This is a genomic window from Streptomyces sp. NPDC088354, assembly GCF_044753585.1.
Lineage (GTDB): Bacteria > Actinomycetota > Actinomycetes > Streptomycetales > Streptomycetaceae > Actinacidiphila.
Genome location: NZ_JBIVNJ010000036.1, coordinates 1 through 13,481, shown reverse-complemented (window position 1 = coordinate 13,481; position 13,481 = coordinate 1). Strand labels below are relative to the sequence as shown.

Sequence of the window (13,481 nt, the reverse complement as noted above, 5' to 3'; positions counted from 1 at the left end):
TCCCGGGTCCTGTAGGCCTGGTGCCTTTTTCCGATGCGCAATGCACCGGGAGACCGATTGCCGCCGCTCCGGGGAGCAATAGCGTCAGCCAGATGAGCGAGAATTCCGGGAAGGCGTCCCATGAGCGCGCGATCGAGGTCGTCCGGGGCTACGGGCGCCACGACGGCATCGCGGTACGGGAGGCGCTGACCGATCTCGACGCGGACGGCTGGACAGAGGTCCATGCCCTCCTGAACGGTCTGCTGCACTCCACTCTCGGCATGGAATTGACCGGACAGCAGGGAAAGCTCGGTCAATTGGTCCGGTACGCCGACGAGGTCGCCGCCGCGGCCCCGCTCCCCCACGAGCTCGCCGTCGGCGAGGCCGCGCGCGCGTGGGCCCTCGGAGACACATCGGCGCTGCGCGCCTCTTCCGGGCACGGCCTCCGGGACGTCCCTGAGGCCGTGCACATGACGGGCGTACTCGTCGCCGCCCTGGCCTGGCGCTGTGGGGAAGAGCAGGAGGCCTCGACGTCGTCGAAACGCTCCGGGAATCCGTCACCGCGCTGCCGGTGAAGGTGGACGACCGGCCCTCCGGAACGCTCCGCCGCCGGCCGTAACGGCCGTCCGGACATCGGACTCCCGCCGGCTTCGTCGTCGATGCCACCTGCCCGCGAAGCCGGCGGGACCCCTGCCTCCCACGGAGGGACGCCCATGAACTTCCGGTCCCCGCTGTCCGCCCTGTTCCCCGGAACCTCGGGACGGCTCCTCACCGCCCTCGTCGGCCATCACTCCCTCGACGCCGTCCGGCCGCTGCCGCTCGACGAGTTGTCCGACACCGCCGCGGTGACGCCGGCCCAGCGGGAAACGGCGCTCTTCCGCCTCGGTCTGCTCGGCCTCGTCGCCCCCCGGCGCAGCGGAGAAGCCCCACGCCTCGTCCCCGGCCACATCGCCTGGGACGCGCTGCACCAGCTGACCCACCTGCACCGCCGGGTGGCGGACACGGTCCGCGAACGGATGCCGGCCCACCTCCACCCGGCACCGGAGTACCCCTCGCTGAGCGGCGCCGTCGTCCAAGGAACGGCGACACATCCCGCGGACGTGCTGGAGCTGATCGTCGTCCGCCCCGCCGACGGGCCGGTGGACTGGGAGGACGGCGTCGCCGCCCTCGTCGCGCGGCTCTCGCGTGCTCCGGGGAATGTCGTCGTCCACCGCAGTGCCCGCGACGCCCGGGAAGCGGAAGCGATGGCCGGCGCCGGCGCGGTACGTGTCGTGCCGGCGTGACCGGCGGCCTCCGCCGCGCTCACCGAAGGACCACGTCCGCACTCGGCCGAAAGTCGTAGCGCCCCCGGACAGGTCCGACTTCTGCCCGAAGCCGGCACGCGCACCGGCTTCATAGCCTCCTGGTCATGAGCTCCCTCTCGTGGACTCGGCACTCCGGACGGCCGGCGGCCCTCGTGACCCCCTGGGCACGGGCCCGGCCGTGAGACCCCAGGAAAGGCGCCGCATGCACTGCGCACCAACGATCGCTTCCGGCCTCCGCGTCGTCGAGCCGTCCCGGCGGCCCGGCCGCGCGGACGGTGCGGAGCTGACGCTCGACCCGGCGGCGATCGCCGCCAACACCCGGTACCTCGCCGCGCGGGCCACCCGCCTGATGGCGGTGGTCAAGGCCGACGGGTTCGGGCACGGCGCCGCCGAGGCGGCTGCGGCCTCGCTCGGCGCGGGCGCGACGTCGCTGGGCGTCGCGTCGGTGGAGGAGGCGCTGCTCCTGCGCGGTGCCGGCTTCCGGGTACCGGTCCTGAGCTGGCTCAATCCGGTGGACGCCGCGTTCGACGAGGCACTGCGGGCCGGCGTCTCGCTGGCCGTTCCCGGATCCGCGCACCTGGCCGCCGTGGTGCGCGCCGCCTCCCGGACCCGCCGCCCGGCGCGGCTGCATCTGCAGGTGGACACCGGGATGGGCCGCGACGGCGCCGAGCCCGGGGCCTGGCCGGAGTTGTGCCGGCGGGCGCGGGTGGCGGAAGCGGACGGTCTGGTCGAGGTGGTGGGCGTGATGAGCCACCTCGGCTGCGCGGACACCCCCGGCGACCCGTGCACCGACCGCGCCCTCGCCCTGTTCCGGGCCGCGGTGACCACCGCGGCGGAGGCCGGGCTGCGTCCCCGGTGGCGGCACCTGGCCGCGACGTCGGCGACCCTCACCGATCCCCGGACCCGTTTCGACCTCGCCCGGGTCGGCGCCGGGCTCTTCGGCATCGACCCGACCGGGACCACCCGGCTGCGCCCCGCCCTCACGCTGACCGCGCCCGTGGTGTCGGTCCGCGCGGTGCCGGCGGGCGCCCGGGCGGGTTACGGACACGCCTGGAGCGCGGAACGGCGCACGCATCTGGCCCTGCTGCCGGTCGGGTACGCGGACGGCCTCCCCCGCACCGCGTCCGGCCGGGCGGAGGTCCTGCTCGGGGGACGCCGGTGCCGCGTCGCCGGCCGGATCTCGATGGACCAGGTCATCGTCGACACCGGCGACCGGCCGGCCGTACCCGGCGAGATCGCCACCGTCTTCGGTCCGGGAGACCGCGGCGAGCCCACGGTAGGGGAATGGGCCGGGTGGTCCGGCACCCTGGAGCACGAGATCGTGACCGGTCTGGGCGCGCGCCTGCGCCGGACCGTGCGCCGTCAGGCGGTGGCCGCATGAACCGCACCGCGCCCTCGCAGTCCGGCCGAGTCCGCGTCGCGGTGATCGGCGGCGGCCGCAACTGCGAGCACGAGGTCTCCCTGGCGTCGGCCGCCTCGGTGCGTTCCGCCCTCGACCCCGCCGCGTACGACGTCCTGGCCCTCACCATCGGCCGGGACGGACGGTGGCAGGACGCCGACGGGCGGCCGCTGGCGGGCAGCGCCGCGGAGAGCGTGGCCGCCGCACTGGTGCTGCTGGCAGGCTGCGACGTCGTGTTCCCCGCCGTCCACGGCCCCTACGGTGAGGACGGCACGCTGGCCGCGCTGCTGGACCTGGCGGACGTGCCGTACGTCGGTGCGGGGGTCCGGGGCGGCGCGCTGGCCATGGACAAGTGGGCGACCAAGCTGGTGGCCGAGGCGGTCGGCGTCGCCGTGGCCCCGGGGTGCCTGGTCACCGCTGACGACGCGGACCAGGTGCTCTTCGACGGCCCGGTCGTGGTGAAGCCCGTCGCCGCCGGATCCAGCCACGGCGTCTCCCTCGTCCTGCGGCCCGCGGACCTGGCCCCGGCACTCGCCGAGGCCCTGCGGCTCGACGACCGGGTCCTGGTCGAGGAGCTGGTCGTCGGGCGCGAGGTGGATCTCGCCGTGCTGCGGCGGGCGGACGGCAGCCTGACGGTGGGGCCGCCGCTGGAGATCGTGCTGGACGACGGACGCCTCTTCGACACCGAGCAGAAGTACGACGGAGGGGCCCGGTTCCTGATACCCGCCCCGCTGTCCGCCGACGAGCACGACCAACTGGTCGAGGCGTCGCTGGCCGTGTTCGCCGCACTGGGGTGCCGCGGGGTCGCCCGGTGCGACTTCTTCCTCACCGCGAGCGGGCCCGTGCTGAACGAGGTCAACACCATGCCGGGCATGACCGCGCAGTCGCAGGTCCCGAAGATGTTCGCGCAGCAGGGGCTGAGCTATCCCGCGCTGCTGGACGAACTCGTGCGCGGCGCCCTGCGCCCTGACTCCGGCACCCGTGTCCGCCCCCACGGCGCCACGGCCGGGCGGAGCCACGCATGACCGCCCCGCTCGATGCCGTCCTTCCCGGCCGCGACCGGGAACCCGTCCCTCACCACAGGAGGCTTCCCGTGTCCTTTTCCCTGCCCCGGCTGCTGCACTCGGCCCGGGTCTACACGCTGACCGCCCTCGAAGTCGCCCTCCTCGGCGCGGGCTCGGACCTCGTGACCGCGGACCCGGGCTCCGCCCGGCCCGAGGACTGCCACCCGGAGGCCTCGGCGGTCCCGGCCGGGCGCCACCGGGCGGTCTCCGGAGTGAGCGGCGTCTCAGGGGCATCCGAGGCGCTTCGGTGACACTGGAGGGAACCGTGGAGGGCCGAACGCTCGTCCGGCAAGCCGGAGCGGCGAACGACAGTGGGGAAGACGAAGGCGTGGAGAACAGCGCGAACCGCTTCTTGGAGCGGCTGGTGCGCGGCGTGGTAGGGCTGGCGGGCCTTGGGGTCCTCCTGGGCCTGGGCATCGTGGACCTGCAGCTGGGACTGGCCCGTCCGTCCGTCATCCTGCTGGCGGTCATCGCCGCCACCGTCACCTGGCGGCTGACCGGCCGGGCGCTGGGCGCCTGGGCACTGGCCCTGGGTTCGGTGGTGCTGCTGGCGACGATGAGCCCCTCCGTCACGGTCCACGAGGCCCTGCCGTTCGGGCTGACCGTCGCCGCCGTCACCCTCCTGGTCATCGGTCTGGCCGCCTGGCGCGCGGAGGCCGTCCGCGCCGCGCTCGCGGTCCCGCTGCTGCTGGCGGGCATGGTCCTGCAGCCCCTCCAGCTGTCCACCGCGAGGATCACGCCGGTCGTGTCCCTCGCCCTGGCGCTGGCCGGTGTCATCGCCTGCGCCACGGGCATGTGGGCCCGCATGCTCCAGACCGGCCGCCGCCGCCAGGCGATCGCCGAGCAGTTGGCGCAGCGCACCAGCATCGCGTCCGACCTGCACGACTACGTGGCCCACCACGTCACCGGCATCGTGGTGCTCGCCCAGGCCGCCCAGAGCGTGGCGGCCAAGCAGCCGCAGGCGGTGCTCCCCGCCCTGGAGCGCATCGAGGCGGCCGGGGACGAGGCGATGACCGCCATCCGCCGCATGGTCGCCCTGCTGCACGAACCCGGCTCGCAGGTCCGCATGACACCGATGGGCACGATCACCGACATCGCCTCGCTCGCCGATCACTTCACCTCCGGCGACGACGTGAAGGTGCGGCTGCGGATCGACGGGGACTTCGACGACGTGCCGATCGACGTCCAGTCGGCCGTGCACCGGGTGGTGATGGAGGCCCTGACCAACGTCCGCAGGCACGCCGAGGGCGTGCGGGCCCTGGAGATCCTCGTGGGCCGCGAAGCCCGGCCCGACGCGGTGACGGTCGAGGTCTCCAACGACGGCATCGGCCGCGTCGGCCACTCGTCCGGGGGCGGCTACGGACTGGCCGGTCTGCGCGAGCGGGCCGTGGCGCTCGGCGGCTCCTTCACCGCAGGTCCGAGGACCCCGGAGGGCTGGACCGTCCGGGCCCGTATCCCGGCGGGAGGCCCGCGATGACCATCCGCGTGCTGCTCGCCGACGACCAGGCCATGGTCCGCACCGGCTTCTCCCTGATCCTCGGCGCCGAGGACGACATCGAGGTGGTGGGCGAGGCGAAGGACGGCGTCCAGGCCCTGGAGCTGAGCCGGCAGCTCAACCCGGACGTCGTGCTGATGGACATCCGCATGCCGCGGATGGACGGGCTGCAGGCGCTGCGCGAGCTGAACCGCGCCGGCGCGGCCGCCCCCAAGGTCGTGGTCGTCACGACCTTCGACGACGACGCCTACGTCTACGAGGCGCTGAACAGCGGTGCCTGCGGCTTCCTCCTCAAGGACTCGGGTCCGGTGCTGCTCACCGAGGCGGTGCGGGCGGCCCATTCCGGCGAGGCCCTGGTGAGTCCGGCGATCACGGTCCGCCTGCTGAGGGGCATCCAGCCGCCGCGGACGGTGTCCCCGGCCGCGTCGGACCTGTCCTCACGCGAGACCGAGGTGGTGCGGCTGGTGGCCGACGGCATGACGAACGCGGAGATCGCGGCCGCGCTCTTCGTGTCCCTCGGCACGGTCAAGACCCACCTGGGGAACATCCAGACCAAGCTCGCCGCCCGCAACCGGGTCGAGATCGCGCTGTGGGCTTGGCGTTCCGGCCTGGTGGACGGGTAGTGGACGCGGGTCATGTCGAGTCCCGCGGGGCGCGCGGCACGTGCGGAACCAGCAGGTGGGACGGGCGTTCCGGCCCGGAGAGCAGCGTGGTGGTGCCGCCGAGGACCTCGGCCGGGCGGTCGTCGGGGCTTGCTGGGGCGAGGTCGCGCAGAAGCTCGCGCCGGAGCGACTGGCGATCAGCTCCGGTGACTTCGGCGACGTGGGGGGCGGCGGACTGGCGACGGCAGGAGGCGTGGGCTTCCTGCCCCGTTCGTACGGACTGACCATCGACCACGTCAAGGGTGCCGAAGTGGTGCTGACCGACGGGCGGCTGGTGCGTGCCGACGCGGACACCAACCCCGACCTCTTCTGGGCGCTGCGCGGAGCCGGCGCCGGCATGGGCATCGTCACGTCCTTCGACATCGAGGCGACCGAACTCGGCGACGTGATCCACGCGCGGTTCGCCCACGAGGTGCAGGACGTCGGCGCCTTCCTTCAGGCGTGGGGCCGGCTCACGGAGAGCAGTCCTCGCGAGCTGACGCCGTTCCTCGTCGTGGCGGCCCAGGGCGGCCGGAGGATCGCCCATACGACCGTCCTCTGGGCCGACGACACACCGGCCGCGCGACCTAGGCACTGGAGGCGTTCCTGAACCTGGCGCGGTCCTCGACCAGCAGGCCGCCGTCACCCCGTACGCGGCGTTCATGGCCCCGCAGAACACCCGGCACGACGGGCACGGCGGCCCGAACTTCCGCTCCGCGCTCGTCGAGCACCTGGACGACCGGACCACCGGCGTCATCAGCCGGATGTTCGACGAGGGCGAGACGGGCTGCTTCCAGGTCCGTTCCGTGTGCGGCGCGGTCAACGACACACCGGCCGACGCCACGGCCTACGCCCACCGGACGCGGAACTTCTCCCTGGCCGTGGTCCCCCGCGGCAGCGCCGCCGAGTTCACGACTGGGACGAACTCGACTTCGACGGCCTGTACCTGAGCTTCGAGAGCCACGCCCAGGAGTCCGCGCTGAGCAAGGCCTTCCCGCCGGCCGCGCTGGAGCGGCTGCGCCGGATCAAGGCGACGTACGACCCGGAGAACGATGTCCACGGCAACTTCACCATCCCGCCGGCCGCGCGGGTGTGACCCCCGGGCCCGCGGCGTCAGTCGCCCACGCGAGGCGGGGTGCTCGTGCCGTGCACCCGCTCGGCGTGGACCGCGTACGTGTGCCGTGCGGCGTCCGTCAGAGCGAGGCGGTCCGGCTCGGGGACCTCGGCGAGCAGTGCCTCGACCACGTCGGGATCGGCCTCGTACATCGCCATACCGAGGGACAACGGCAGTTTCTCCTGGGGCGTCCTGGCCATGCCGTGCTCACCGAGCTGCTTCCACTCGGCCGCGGTGACGTATTGCTCGGCGAGGGGAAGGATCTCCTTCTCCTCCAGCGCCAGGTGCTCCACGAGCGCGGGCAGCAGTCGCTCGACGGCTTCGGCGAGCCGCTCACCGTGCTGCGCCGTGGCACGCCACTGCGGCAGGAGCCCGGTCACCTCGGTGTAGCTCCGCTCGATGGCGCCGTGCTGCTCCTCCATCGTGGGGACGATCGCCGTCGCCCGGTCGCCGGCACGCTCGAGCAGCCGCGGCCACAGGAGCACGTCCTCTCCCTCGTGGTGCAGGTGCAGCAGGAAGCAGACGTGTTCCGCGTGGGCGCCGACGATGTCCGCACGCCCGACGTCACCTGGCGTCACCTCTCGTACCAGTTGCGGGAGCAGGCGGAACTCCCGGCGCAGCATGGCGTGCGCCATGAACATGTCTCGTACGTCGGCCATGGGCTCGTTCACCCGCGTCACTTGACACCTCACTTGCTCTGGGAACCACGATGTGCGGCCGCCGCCCGGCGGGGCGGCGGCTCGGGAGGGACGGAGGGAAATCCGTCCGGAAAATTGCAGGCCGGTCTCCCGGTTCACGTCGGGAGACCGCCCGGACTACCGGACACGGACAATTCACGGAAGCGAACATCCGCGCACCGGCGACATCGTCGGGGATTTCGCCCGCAGGGCGCGGAAAATCCTCCGAACGACGGCCGACTCTACCAGGTACGTGCATACGCAAGCAAATACATGCCGGCACGCACCTGGGACGGCAGCCGTCGCGAAGCCCCGATCCGCAGCCACGTCACCCTGCTGGCCTGGGGCTTCATGGTGCGGCGGCACGGCCGGTACGTGCGCAGCGGTGTCGTCGCATGCACGGCGGCCCGCCGGTCGTACGGCCGGAGCCGTAGCCCCAATGTCGTACCCACGACCTCTCGTCCTTCACTTGACGGATGGATAGACCGACTTCTCAGCCGGTGACGCCCCGCCCGCCACGGCGAAAAGACCGCGGCCGACCCGGGGGCATTCTTCTGAACTCTCGAGAACGGGAAAAGAAACCGATGAGCACTCCCCGCACGGCCCGCACCATGGGCCGTGACGTCGACGTCTCCCGGGCCACACCCGAGGTGGTGCGGTTCCTCGGCTCCTACTTCGAGGCGAAGCCGGAGGACGACGTGGACGTTCTGATGGCCCACTTCCTGCCCGAGTCGGTCACCTACACCGACGCCACGCCCGGCTGGATCTTCCGGGACTGGCAGACCCTGTACGACAAGTCCGCGGAGCTGCCGGCGGCCTGGCCCGCGGAGGCCGCCGCCTACCCGACCCGCACCATCGGCGACTTCGACAGCGCCGTCGTGTTCTTCACCGACTCGCCTGGTGGGAGCGCTGGCCGGCGGCCCCTGGGTCCTCGTCGCCGCCCGGGCGGTGCAGGGTCTGGGAGGCGCGTTCCTGGCCCCCGCTACCCTCTCGCTGGTGACGACCCTCTTGCCGGAGGGACGGGAGCGGATCCGGGCCCTGTCCGTGTGGGACGGCGCCGGTGGTGCCGGCATGGTCCTCGGCTCCATGCTCGGCGGGGTCCTGACGGACGCCTTCGACTGGTCCGCCGTGTTCTGCGTCAACGTGCCGATGGCCGGCGCCGGTCTCGTCGCGGCTGCCGTCCTGCTGCCCGGAACCGCGCGGGGCGCCCGCGGCGGCTTCGACCTGCCCGGCGCGGTGCTCGGCACCGCGTCCTCCTCCCTGCCGGTGATCGGCCTCGTCCATGGGCCGGACCGGGGCTGGTCCTCGCCGGTCGTCCTGTGGTCCCTGGTCCTCGCGGTCGCACTGTTCGCGCTGTTCGTGGTCGTCGAGGCCACGTCCGCCTCGCCCCTCGTGCCGCTGGGACTGTTCCGCAACCGGGACCTGTCGACCGGCACGGCGATCACCTTCCTGTTCATGGCCACCTTCGGTGCGCTGGCCTACTTCCTCACCCTGCTGTGGCAGTCGGTCCAGGGGTACATCGCTCTGGCCACCGGCTTCGCCTTCGTCGTGCCCTCCGCCCTGGCCCTCGCCGGCACCTTCGCCGGCGGCAGGGCCGCCACCAGGATCGGGACGCGCGCGACGCTGCTCGTCGCTCTCGCGATCAGCACCGCCGGCGCGGTCGCGCTCGCCGTGATGACCGGCGCCGACCGGCCGTACGCCGCGGTCGCCGTCCCGCTTGCGGTGCTGTCGCTGGGTCAAGGGATGGTCTTCGTCACGATGTTCGCCGCTGCGTCGACGGGCGTTCCGGCCGAGGACCAGGGCATCGGCAGCGGCATCGCCACGACCGGCCGGCAGATCGGCGGCGCCGTCGGCCTGGCCCTCCTCATCGCTCTCGCCGGTGCGTTCAACGGAACGCCCGCGGAAGGCGATCCCGCCGGAGTCGTCGACGGCGTCAGGGCCGCTGTCTGGGCCATCGCCGCCGGTATCGGCCTGACCGCACTGGCCGTCCTGAACCTGCGGCGGGCCCCGTCCACCATCAGTGCCACGAACATGGCCGCAGCCGAGACCGCGGCGGAACTGGCCGGTGACCGCGGCCTGTGACCCGTCTCCCACCACGGGCGGTGCCGGCCCGGCGACCCCGGCGCTCCGGCACGGCCCGTGTGCCACGCCGTGCGGCCCCGTGACCCCGGGGCCCCACGGCGGTACGCACGGGACACCAGTTCTCAGGAGGCCACCGGATCGAGCACCTGCTCGGCCCAGATGGTCTTGCCCACGGGCAGGTACCGGGTTCCCCAGCGGTGGGAGCACTGGGCCACCAGGAAGAGCCCGCGCCCACCCTCGTCGGTGGTGGCCGCCCTGCGGATGTGCGGGAAAGTGCTCGACGCGTCGCTGACCTCGCAGATCAGCGTCCGGTCGAGCACCAGCCGGAGCCGTATCGGATCATGGCCGTGCCGAATGGCGTTGGTGATCAGCTCGCTGACGATGAGTTCCAGTTCGAAGGCCAGGTGCTCCAGACCCCACTGGTCGAGTTGCCGTCGCGCGAGTGAGCGCATGTTGCCCACCGCCCCCGGGACAGGGGGCACGGTCCACGTCGCCACCTTCTCGGGGTCCAGGGTGCACGTCCGGGCCAGGAGCACGGCCAGGCCGTTGTCCTGGGTGAGGTGCGGTGCGATGAGATCGGCGATGACGCCGCACATGTCGTCGAGCGGACGGCTCCGGCCGGCGATGACCGTACCGAGCCGTGAGGCGAGGGCGCCGGTCCGGTCGGGGCAGCGCAGGAGGTCCTGACTGCAGAACACCAGGGTGCTGCCTTCGCTGAGCTCGACGTCCAGCGGCTCGAACACCGGGTCCCCCAGACCGAGGGGATTGTTGACCGGCAGATCGGGAAAGTCCACCTCCCCCGCCTCGCCGACGACGGCGGGCGGCGAATGACCGGCGCTCGCCATCACACAGCGCCGCGTGATGGGGTCGTACACGGCGTACAGGCAGGTGGAACCCTTCAGCGCCTCCACCACGGGGGCGGCTCCCGAGGCGTGTTCGCGCTCCAGGAGACGTGGCACCATCTCGTCGATCTGACCGAGCAACTCGTCCGGTGTGAGGTCGAGTTGCGCCAGAGTACGGATCGCGGAGCAGAGATGTCCCATGCACGCGGCCGCCTCGAACCCCTCCCCCGGCACCGCACCCACGACCAGGGCCACCCGCGCGCCCGACAGGGGGATCACGTCGAACCAGTCACCGCCGACGCCCTCGTGCACCCGGGACGGCCGGTAGTGGTGGGCCACCTCGACGGCACTTTGCTCCGCGACGCTGCGGGGCAGCATGCTCGCGTGGAGGGTGAGGGCGGCCGTGTGCTCGTTCGTGTAACGGCGGGCGTTGTCCACGCAGACCGCGGCCCGTGCGACGACGTCCTGGGCGAGAACGAGGTCGTCCGCCTCGAAGGGCTTCTTGTGGCTCCGGTAGAGGTGCACGAAGCCCAAGGTCACGCCCCTGGCGCGCACCGGCACGAGGATCAGGGAACCGATGCCGTACGTGCGCATGGCCCGGACCCGCTCGTCGGCGGAATTCCGCAGCCACGCGTCATCGAGGTCGAGCCGGGGCACGAGCCGCGGCCGCCCGTCGGTGAGGCTCTGCACATGCGGCGAGTCGTAGGGGTAGCTGCGCAACTGCCCGGGCTCCGCGAGGCCCTCGAAGATCTTCGGGTTCCCGGCCTTCCGGGCGACGAGACGCACCACGACCGGTCCCGGGTCCGTGGACTGCGGCTCCGTCCCCGCCATGACGTTGTCCAGGAGGTCCACCACCGCGACGTCGGCGAATCGCGGCACCAGCATCTCCACGAGCTCCTCCGACGTGCAGCGCACGTCGAGCGTCGTCCCGATGCGGACCGCGGCCTCGCCGATGAGCGACAGACGCTCACGCGTCTGGTGCTGGTCCGTGATGTCGATGATCAGGTCGGTGACTCCGAGGACGCCACCGTCCGGCCCGGTCAGGACCACCGACGACACGTTCCACACATGGTCCCTGTCCGGATCCGCGGGGGTACGCCCGCGATGCACGGCGTTGAGGATCGGCTGCCCGGTCTCCAGGACCTTCCTGATCCTGCACTCGATCGCCGTGGTGTCGACCCCCGGCAGGAGATCGGTGATGGCACGGCCGAGGGCCTGTTCCTCGGGAAAGCCGTGGATGCGTTCCAGAGCGGTGTTGACCCGCACGACGCGCAGGTCCCGGTCGTAGACCGCGATACCGATCGGCGCCTGCGTGAACAGCGCCTCCAGGATCGCCTGCCCGTCCGCGGCCGCGCAGGGGCTCACGGGGACGGCGATGACCACGCACCCCTGTTCCCACCGGTCTCCGGGCTCCTGCAGTCGCGACGTGTGCAGGACGACATCGACGGGTGGGCCCTCCCGGCGGGCGAGTACGGCGCGGTGGCCGGGGACCGCCGGATCCGCCGGTCCTTCGGCCCCTCGGGAACGGTGCGCGAAGGCCTCCGGCCACAGCTCGGCCGCCGCGCGCCCGACGACCTCGGACGAGCCGTAGCCGAAGAGCTCTTCGGCCGCGGCGCTCCACGCGGAGACGACGCCGTGCCGATCGAGTACGAAGCCGGCGATCCTCTCGTCGCCGGGCGGGGGACGGCTCGCAGAAGAAGTGCCCATACTCGGTCCCGTCACGCGAGTGACGCCCGCAGGCCGGCGTCCACTGCAGGTCGGCTGCCGTCGATGGGCCTGCGGCGAGGACCACCGACGGGTAGGTGTCCTTTCAGCCTAAGCAGACCGCTTCCGTCCCGCCCGGCTGCCGTCCCGCGGGCGTCCTGTACGGGGAGGGTCCACTGGGATCACGCGAGGCACACGGTGTGTCCGGGGTCATGCGGTGGGACACACCACGTGCTTGCGTACGCACACGTTGCCGACTTGAGCCCGCCACCGCATCGCGTGCCCGCGGGAACCGCGTTGCCCTTTGTCCCGGCGGAATGCGGCACCCGAACTGCCGTGCGAGGATACACTCCCACCACCGACCTCTAGGGCCCGCTGTGCGAATGGAGCCGGAGATCCCGCCACACACCCTGGTACCGGAAGACCCCGTCTTCGCTTCCACATTCCGTACCGTTGAAGAGCCTCTGCTGCATTCCCTGCACTATTGGTACCGAGGGGAGATCTCCGAGGGCCAGGTCGACGTCGTGGACACCGCGTACTCCAGTTACGGGACTGTTCTGCGGGCGTTCCCCCTACGGCTCCGCCGGTTGATCTGGGAATGCCATTCCGGGCAGGACGACCAGGGCGATCCCGGCGAATGCGCGGATCCGCCCCTGCCCCGCCTCCATCCCGTCGCCATCGGCGCGGCGGACCTCGACGCCCTCGACCGGTGCTGCCGGATGCTGCGCAATGCACGGCAAGAAGGCACCGCGAACCCGCTCGGAGAAATCCTCGAGGAGATAGGGGGCGGGATCGACCTCGTGGAGACCTTCTCACGGATGCTGCGGGTCCTGAGTCTCCGCGCACCCCGGGAGCTGCTCACGACGTCCATGAACGGCCGCACGCCACTGCGGGAACATCACCTCTATTGCGCCGAGGTGATCCGTGCACTGAGCGGCGGTGACGCATTTCAGCGCCGTGCCCATCAGGCGTTCTACCCCGCCCTCGATTCCGCGACGCATTAGATCCCGGGGGCGGCCCGCTCGCGTTATGCGGACGTGTTCCCGGCGCCGGAGCGGGACACTGGGGGCATGGAGGCGGTGGAGTTCGGCAGTGCGGTGCGCCGGTGGCGCGACAAGGTGTCCCCGGAGGCGGCCGGTCTGCCCACGGGCGGCCACCGGCGCGCGGCGGGCCTGCGCCG

Annotated in this window: 13 protein-coding genes and 1 pseudogene; 12 read left to right on the top strand and 2 right to left on the bottom strand. The window is 72.4% G+C overall.

Features of this window, described 5'->3' with window-relative positions; genetic code table 11:
• Positions 1-92 precede the first annotated feature (92 nt).
• The 9 genes from ACIP98_RS33920 (at position 93) to ACIP98_RS33880 (ending at position 6,832) form a co-directional block, all read left to right on the top strand.
• A complete protein-coding gene (locus ACIP98_RS33920) occupies positions 93-554 on the top strand; it encodes a hypothetical protein (protein ID WP_401979682.1) in 462 nt (153 codons plus the stop codon).
• A gap of 138 nt (positions 555-692) precedes the next feature.
• Positions 693-1,262: a hypothetical protein gene (locus tag ACIP98_RS33915; RefSeq protein ID WP_401979681.1), complete on the top strand. Its 570-nt coding sequence runs from the start codon at positions 693-695 to the stop codon at positions 1,260-1,262.
• 223 nt (positions 1,263-1,485) lie between these two features.
• Positions 1,486-2,664, top strand: coding sequence for an alanine racemase (gene alr / locus ACIP98_RS33910; protein WP_401979679.1), 1,179 nt, complete (start codon positions 1,486-1,488; stop codon positions 2,662-2,664).
• Positions 2,661-3,707 carry a D-alanine--D-alanine ligase family protein gene (locus ACIP98_RS33905; RefSeq protein ID WP_401979677.1) on the top strand — a complete coding sequence of 349 codons (1,047 nt, stop codon included), beginning with the start codon at positions 2,661-2,663 and terminating at the stop codon, positions 3,705-3,707. Before alr ends, ACIP98_RS33905 begins: the two co-directional genes overlap by 4 nt.
• Positions 3,708-3,775: 68 nt before the next feature.
• Positions 3,776-3,997 carry a hypothetical protein gene (locus tag ACIP98_RS33900; protein ID WP_319664929.1) on the top strand — a complete coding sequence of 74 codons (222 nt, stop codon included), beginning with the start codon at positions 3,776-3,778 and terminating at the stop codon, positions 3,995-3,997.
• Between the two features lie 77 nt (positions 3,998-4,074).
• Complete coding sequence (locus ACIP98_RS33895) at positions 4,075-5,223, top strand: sensor histidine kinase (protein ID WP_401979674.1); 1,149 nt, start codon at positions 4,075-4,077, stop codon at positions 5,221-5,223.
• Complete coding sequence (locus tag ACIP98_RS33890) at positions 5,220-5,864, top strand: response regulator (RefSeq protein WP_401979672.1); 645 nt, start codon at positions 5,220-5,222, stop codon at positions 5,862-5,864. Before ACIP98_RS33895 ends, ACIP98_RS33890 begins: the two co-directional genes overlap by 4 nt.
• Positions 5,865-5,904: 40 nt before the next feature.
• Entirely contained in the window at positions 5,905-6,492 is a 588-nt protein-coding gene (locus ACIP98_RS33885; RefSeq protein ID WP_401979670.1) for an FAD-binding protein, read from the top strand.
• 52 nt (positions 6,493-6,544) lie between these two features.
• Positions 6,545-6,832, top strand: coding sequence for a hypothetical protein (locus ACIP98_RS33880; RefSeq protein ID WP_401979668.1), 288 nt, complete (start codon positions 6,545-6,547; stop codon positions 6,830-6,832).
• A 163-nt stretch (positions 6,833-6,995) separates the two neighbouring features.
• Here ACIP98_RS33880 and ACIP98_RS33875 read toward each other — a convergent pair whose 3' ends face one another.
• Positions 6,996-7,655 (bottom strand): hemerythrin domain-containing protein, encoded by a 660-nt coding sequence (locus ACIP98_RS33875; RefSeq protein ID WP_319664923.1) that lies wholly within the window; start codon positions 7,653-7,655, stop codon positions 6,996-6,998.
• A 918-nt stretch (positions 7,656-8,573) separates the two neighbouring features.
• Here ACIP98_RS33875 and ACIP98_RS33870 point away from each other — a divergent pair.
• Positions 8,574-9,755: an MFS transporter gene (locus ACIP98_RS33870; protein ID WP_401979665.1), complete on the top strand. Its 1,182-nt coding sequence runs from the start codon at positions 8,574-8,576 to the stop codon at positions 9,753-9,755.
• 122 nt (positions 9,756-9,877) lie between these two features.
• On the opposite strand, the gene ACIP98_RS33865 is transcribed toward ACIP98_RS33870, so the two are convergent.
• Entirely contained in the window at positions 9,878-12,304 is a 2,427-nt protein-coding gene (locus ACIP98_RS33865) for a SpoIIE family protein phosphatase (protein ID WP_401979663.1), read from the bottom strand.
• A 380-nt stretch (positions 12,305-12,684) separates the two neighbouring features.
• Here ACIP98_RS33865 and ACIP98_RS33860 point away from each other — a divergent pair, with 380 nt between their 5' ends.
• Together ACIP98_RS33860 and ACIP98_RS33855 are read left to right on the top strand one after the other, a co-directional pair.
• Positions 12,685-13,305, top strand: a complete 621-nt coding sequence (locus ACIP98_RS33860; RefSeq protein WP_401979660.1) for a hypothetical protein — start codon at positions 12,685-12,687, stop codon at positions 13,303-13,305.
• A gap of 66 nt (positions 13,306-13,371) precedes the next feature.
• A pseudogene (locus ACIP98_RS33855) lies at positions 13,372-13,481 on the top strand (transcriptional regulator); the annotation flags it as partial.

Coding starts and splice junctions, on each gene's coding strand:
- ACIP98_RS33915 (WP_401979681.1), top strand. CDS start 693: ATGAACTTCCGGTCCCCGCTGTCCGCCCTGTTCCCCGGAACCTCGGGA.
- ACIP98_RS33880 (WP_401979668.1), top strand. CDS start 6,545: ATGGCCCCGCAGAACACCCGGCACGACGGGCACGGCGGCCCGAACTTC.
- ACIP98_RS33905 (WP_401979677.1), top strand. CDS start 2,661: ATGAACCGCACCGCGCCCTCGCAGTCCGGCCGAGTCCGCGTCGCGGTG.
- ACIP98_RS33890 (WP_401979672.1), top strand. CDS start 5,220: ATGACCATCCGCGTGCTGCTCGCCGACGACCAGGCCATGGTCCGCACC.
- alr (WP_401979679.1), top strand. CDS start 1,486: ATGCACTGCGCACCAACGATCGCTTCCGGCCTCCGCGTCGTCGAGCCG.
- ACIP98_RS33920 (WP_401979682.1), top strand. CDS start 93: ATGAGCGAGAATTCCGGGAAGGCGTCCCATGAGCGCGCGATCGAGGTC.
- ACIP98_RS33865 (WP_401979663.1), bottom strand. CDS start 12,304: ATGGGCACTTCTTCTGCGAGCCGTCCCCCGCCCGGCGACGAGAGGATC.
- ACIP98_RS33875 (WP_319664923.1), bottom strand. CDS start 7,655: ATGGCCGACGTACGAGACATGTTCATGGCGCACGCCATGCTGCGCCGG.
- ACIP98_RS33860 (WP_401979660.1), top strand. CDS start 12,685: ATGGAGCCGGAGATCCCGCCACACACCCTGGTACCGGAAGACCCCGTC.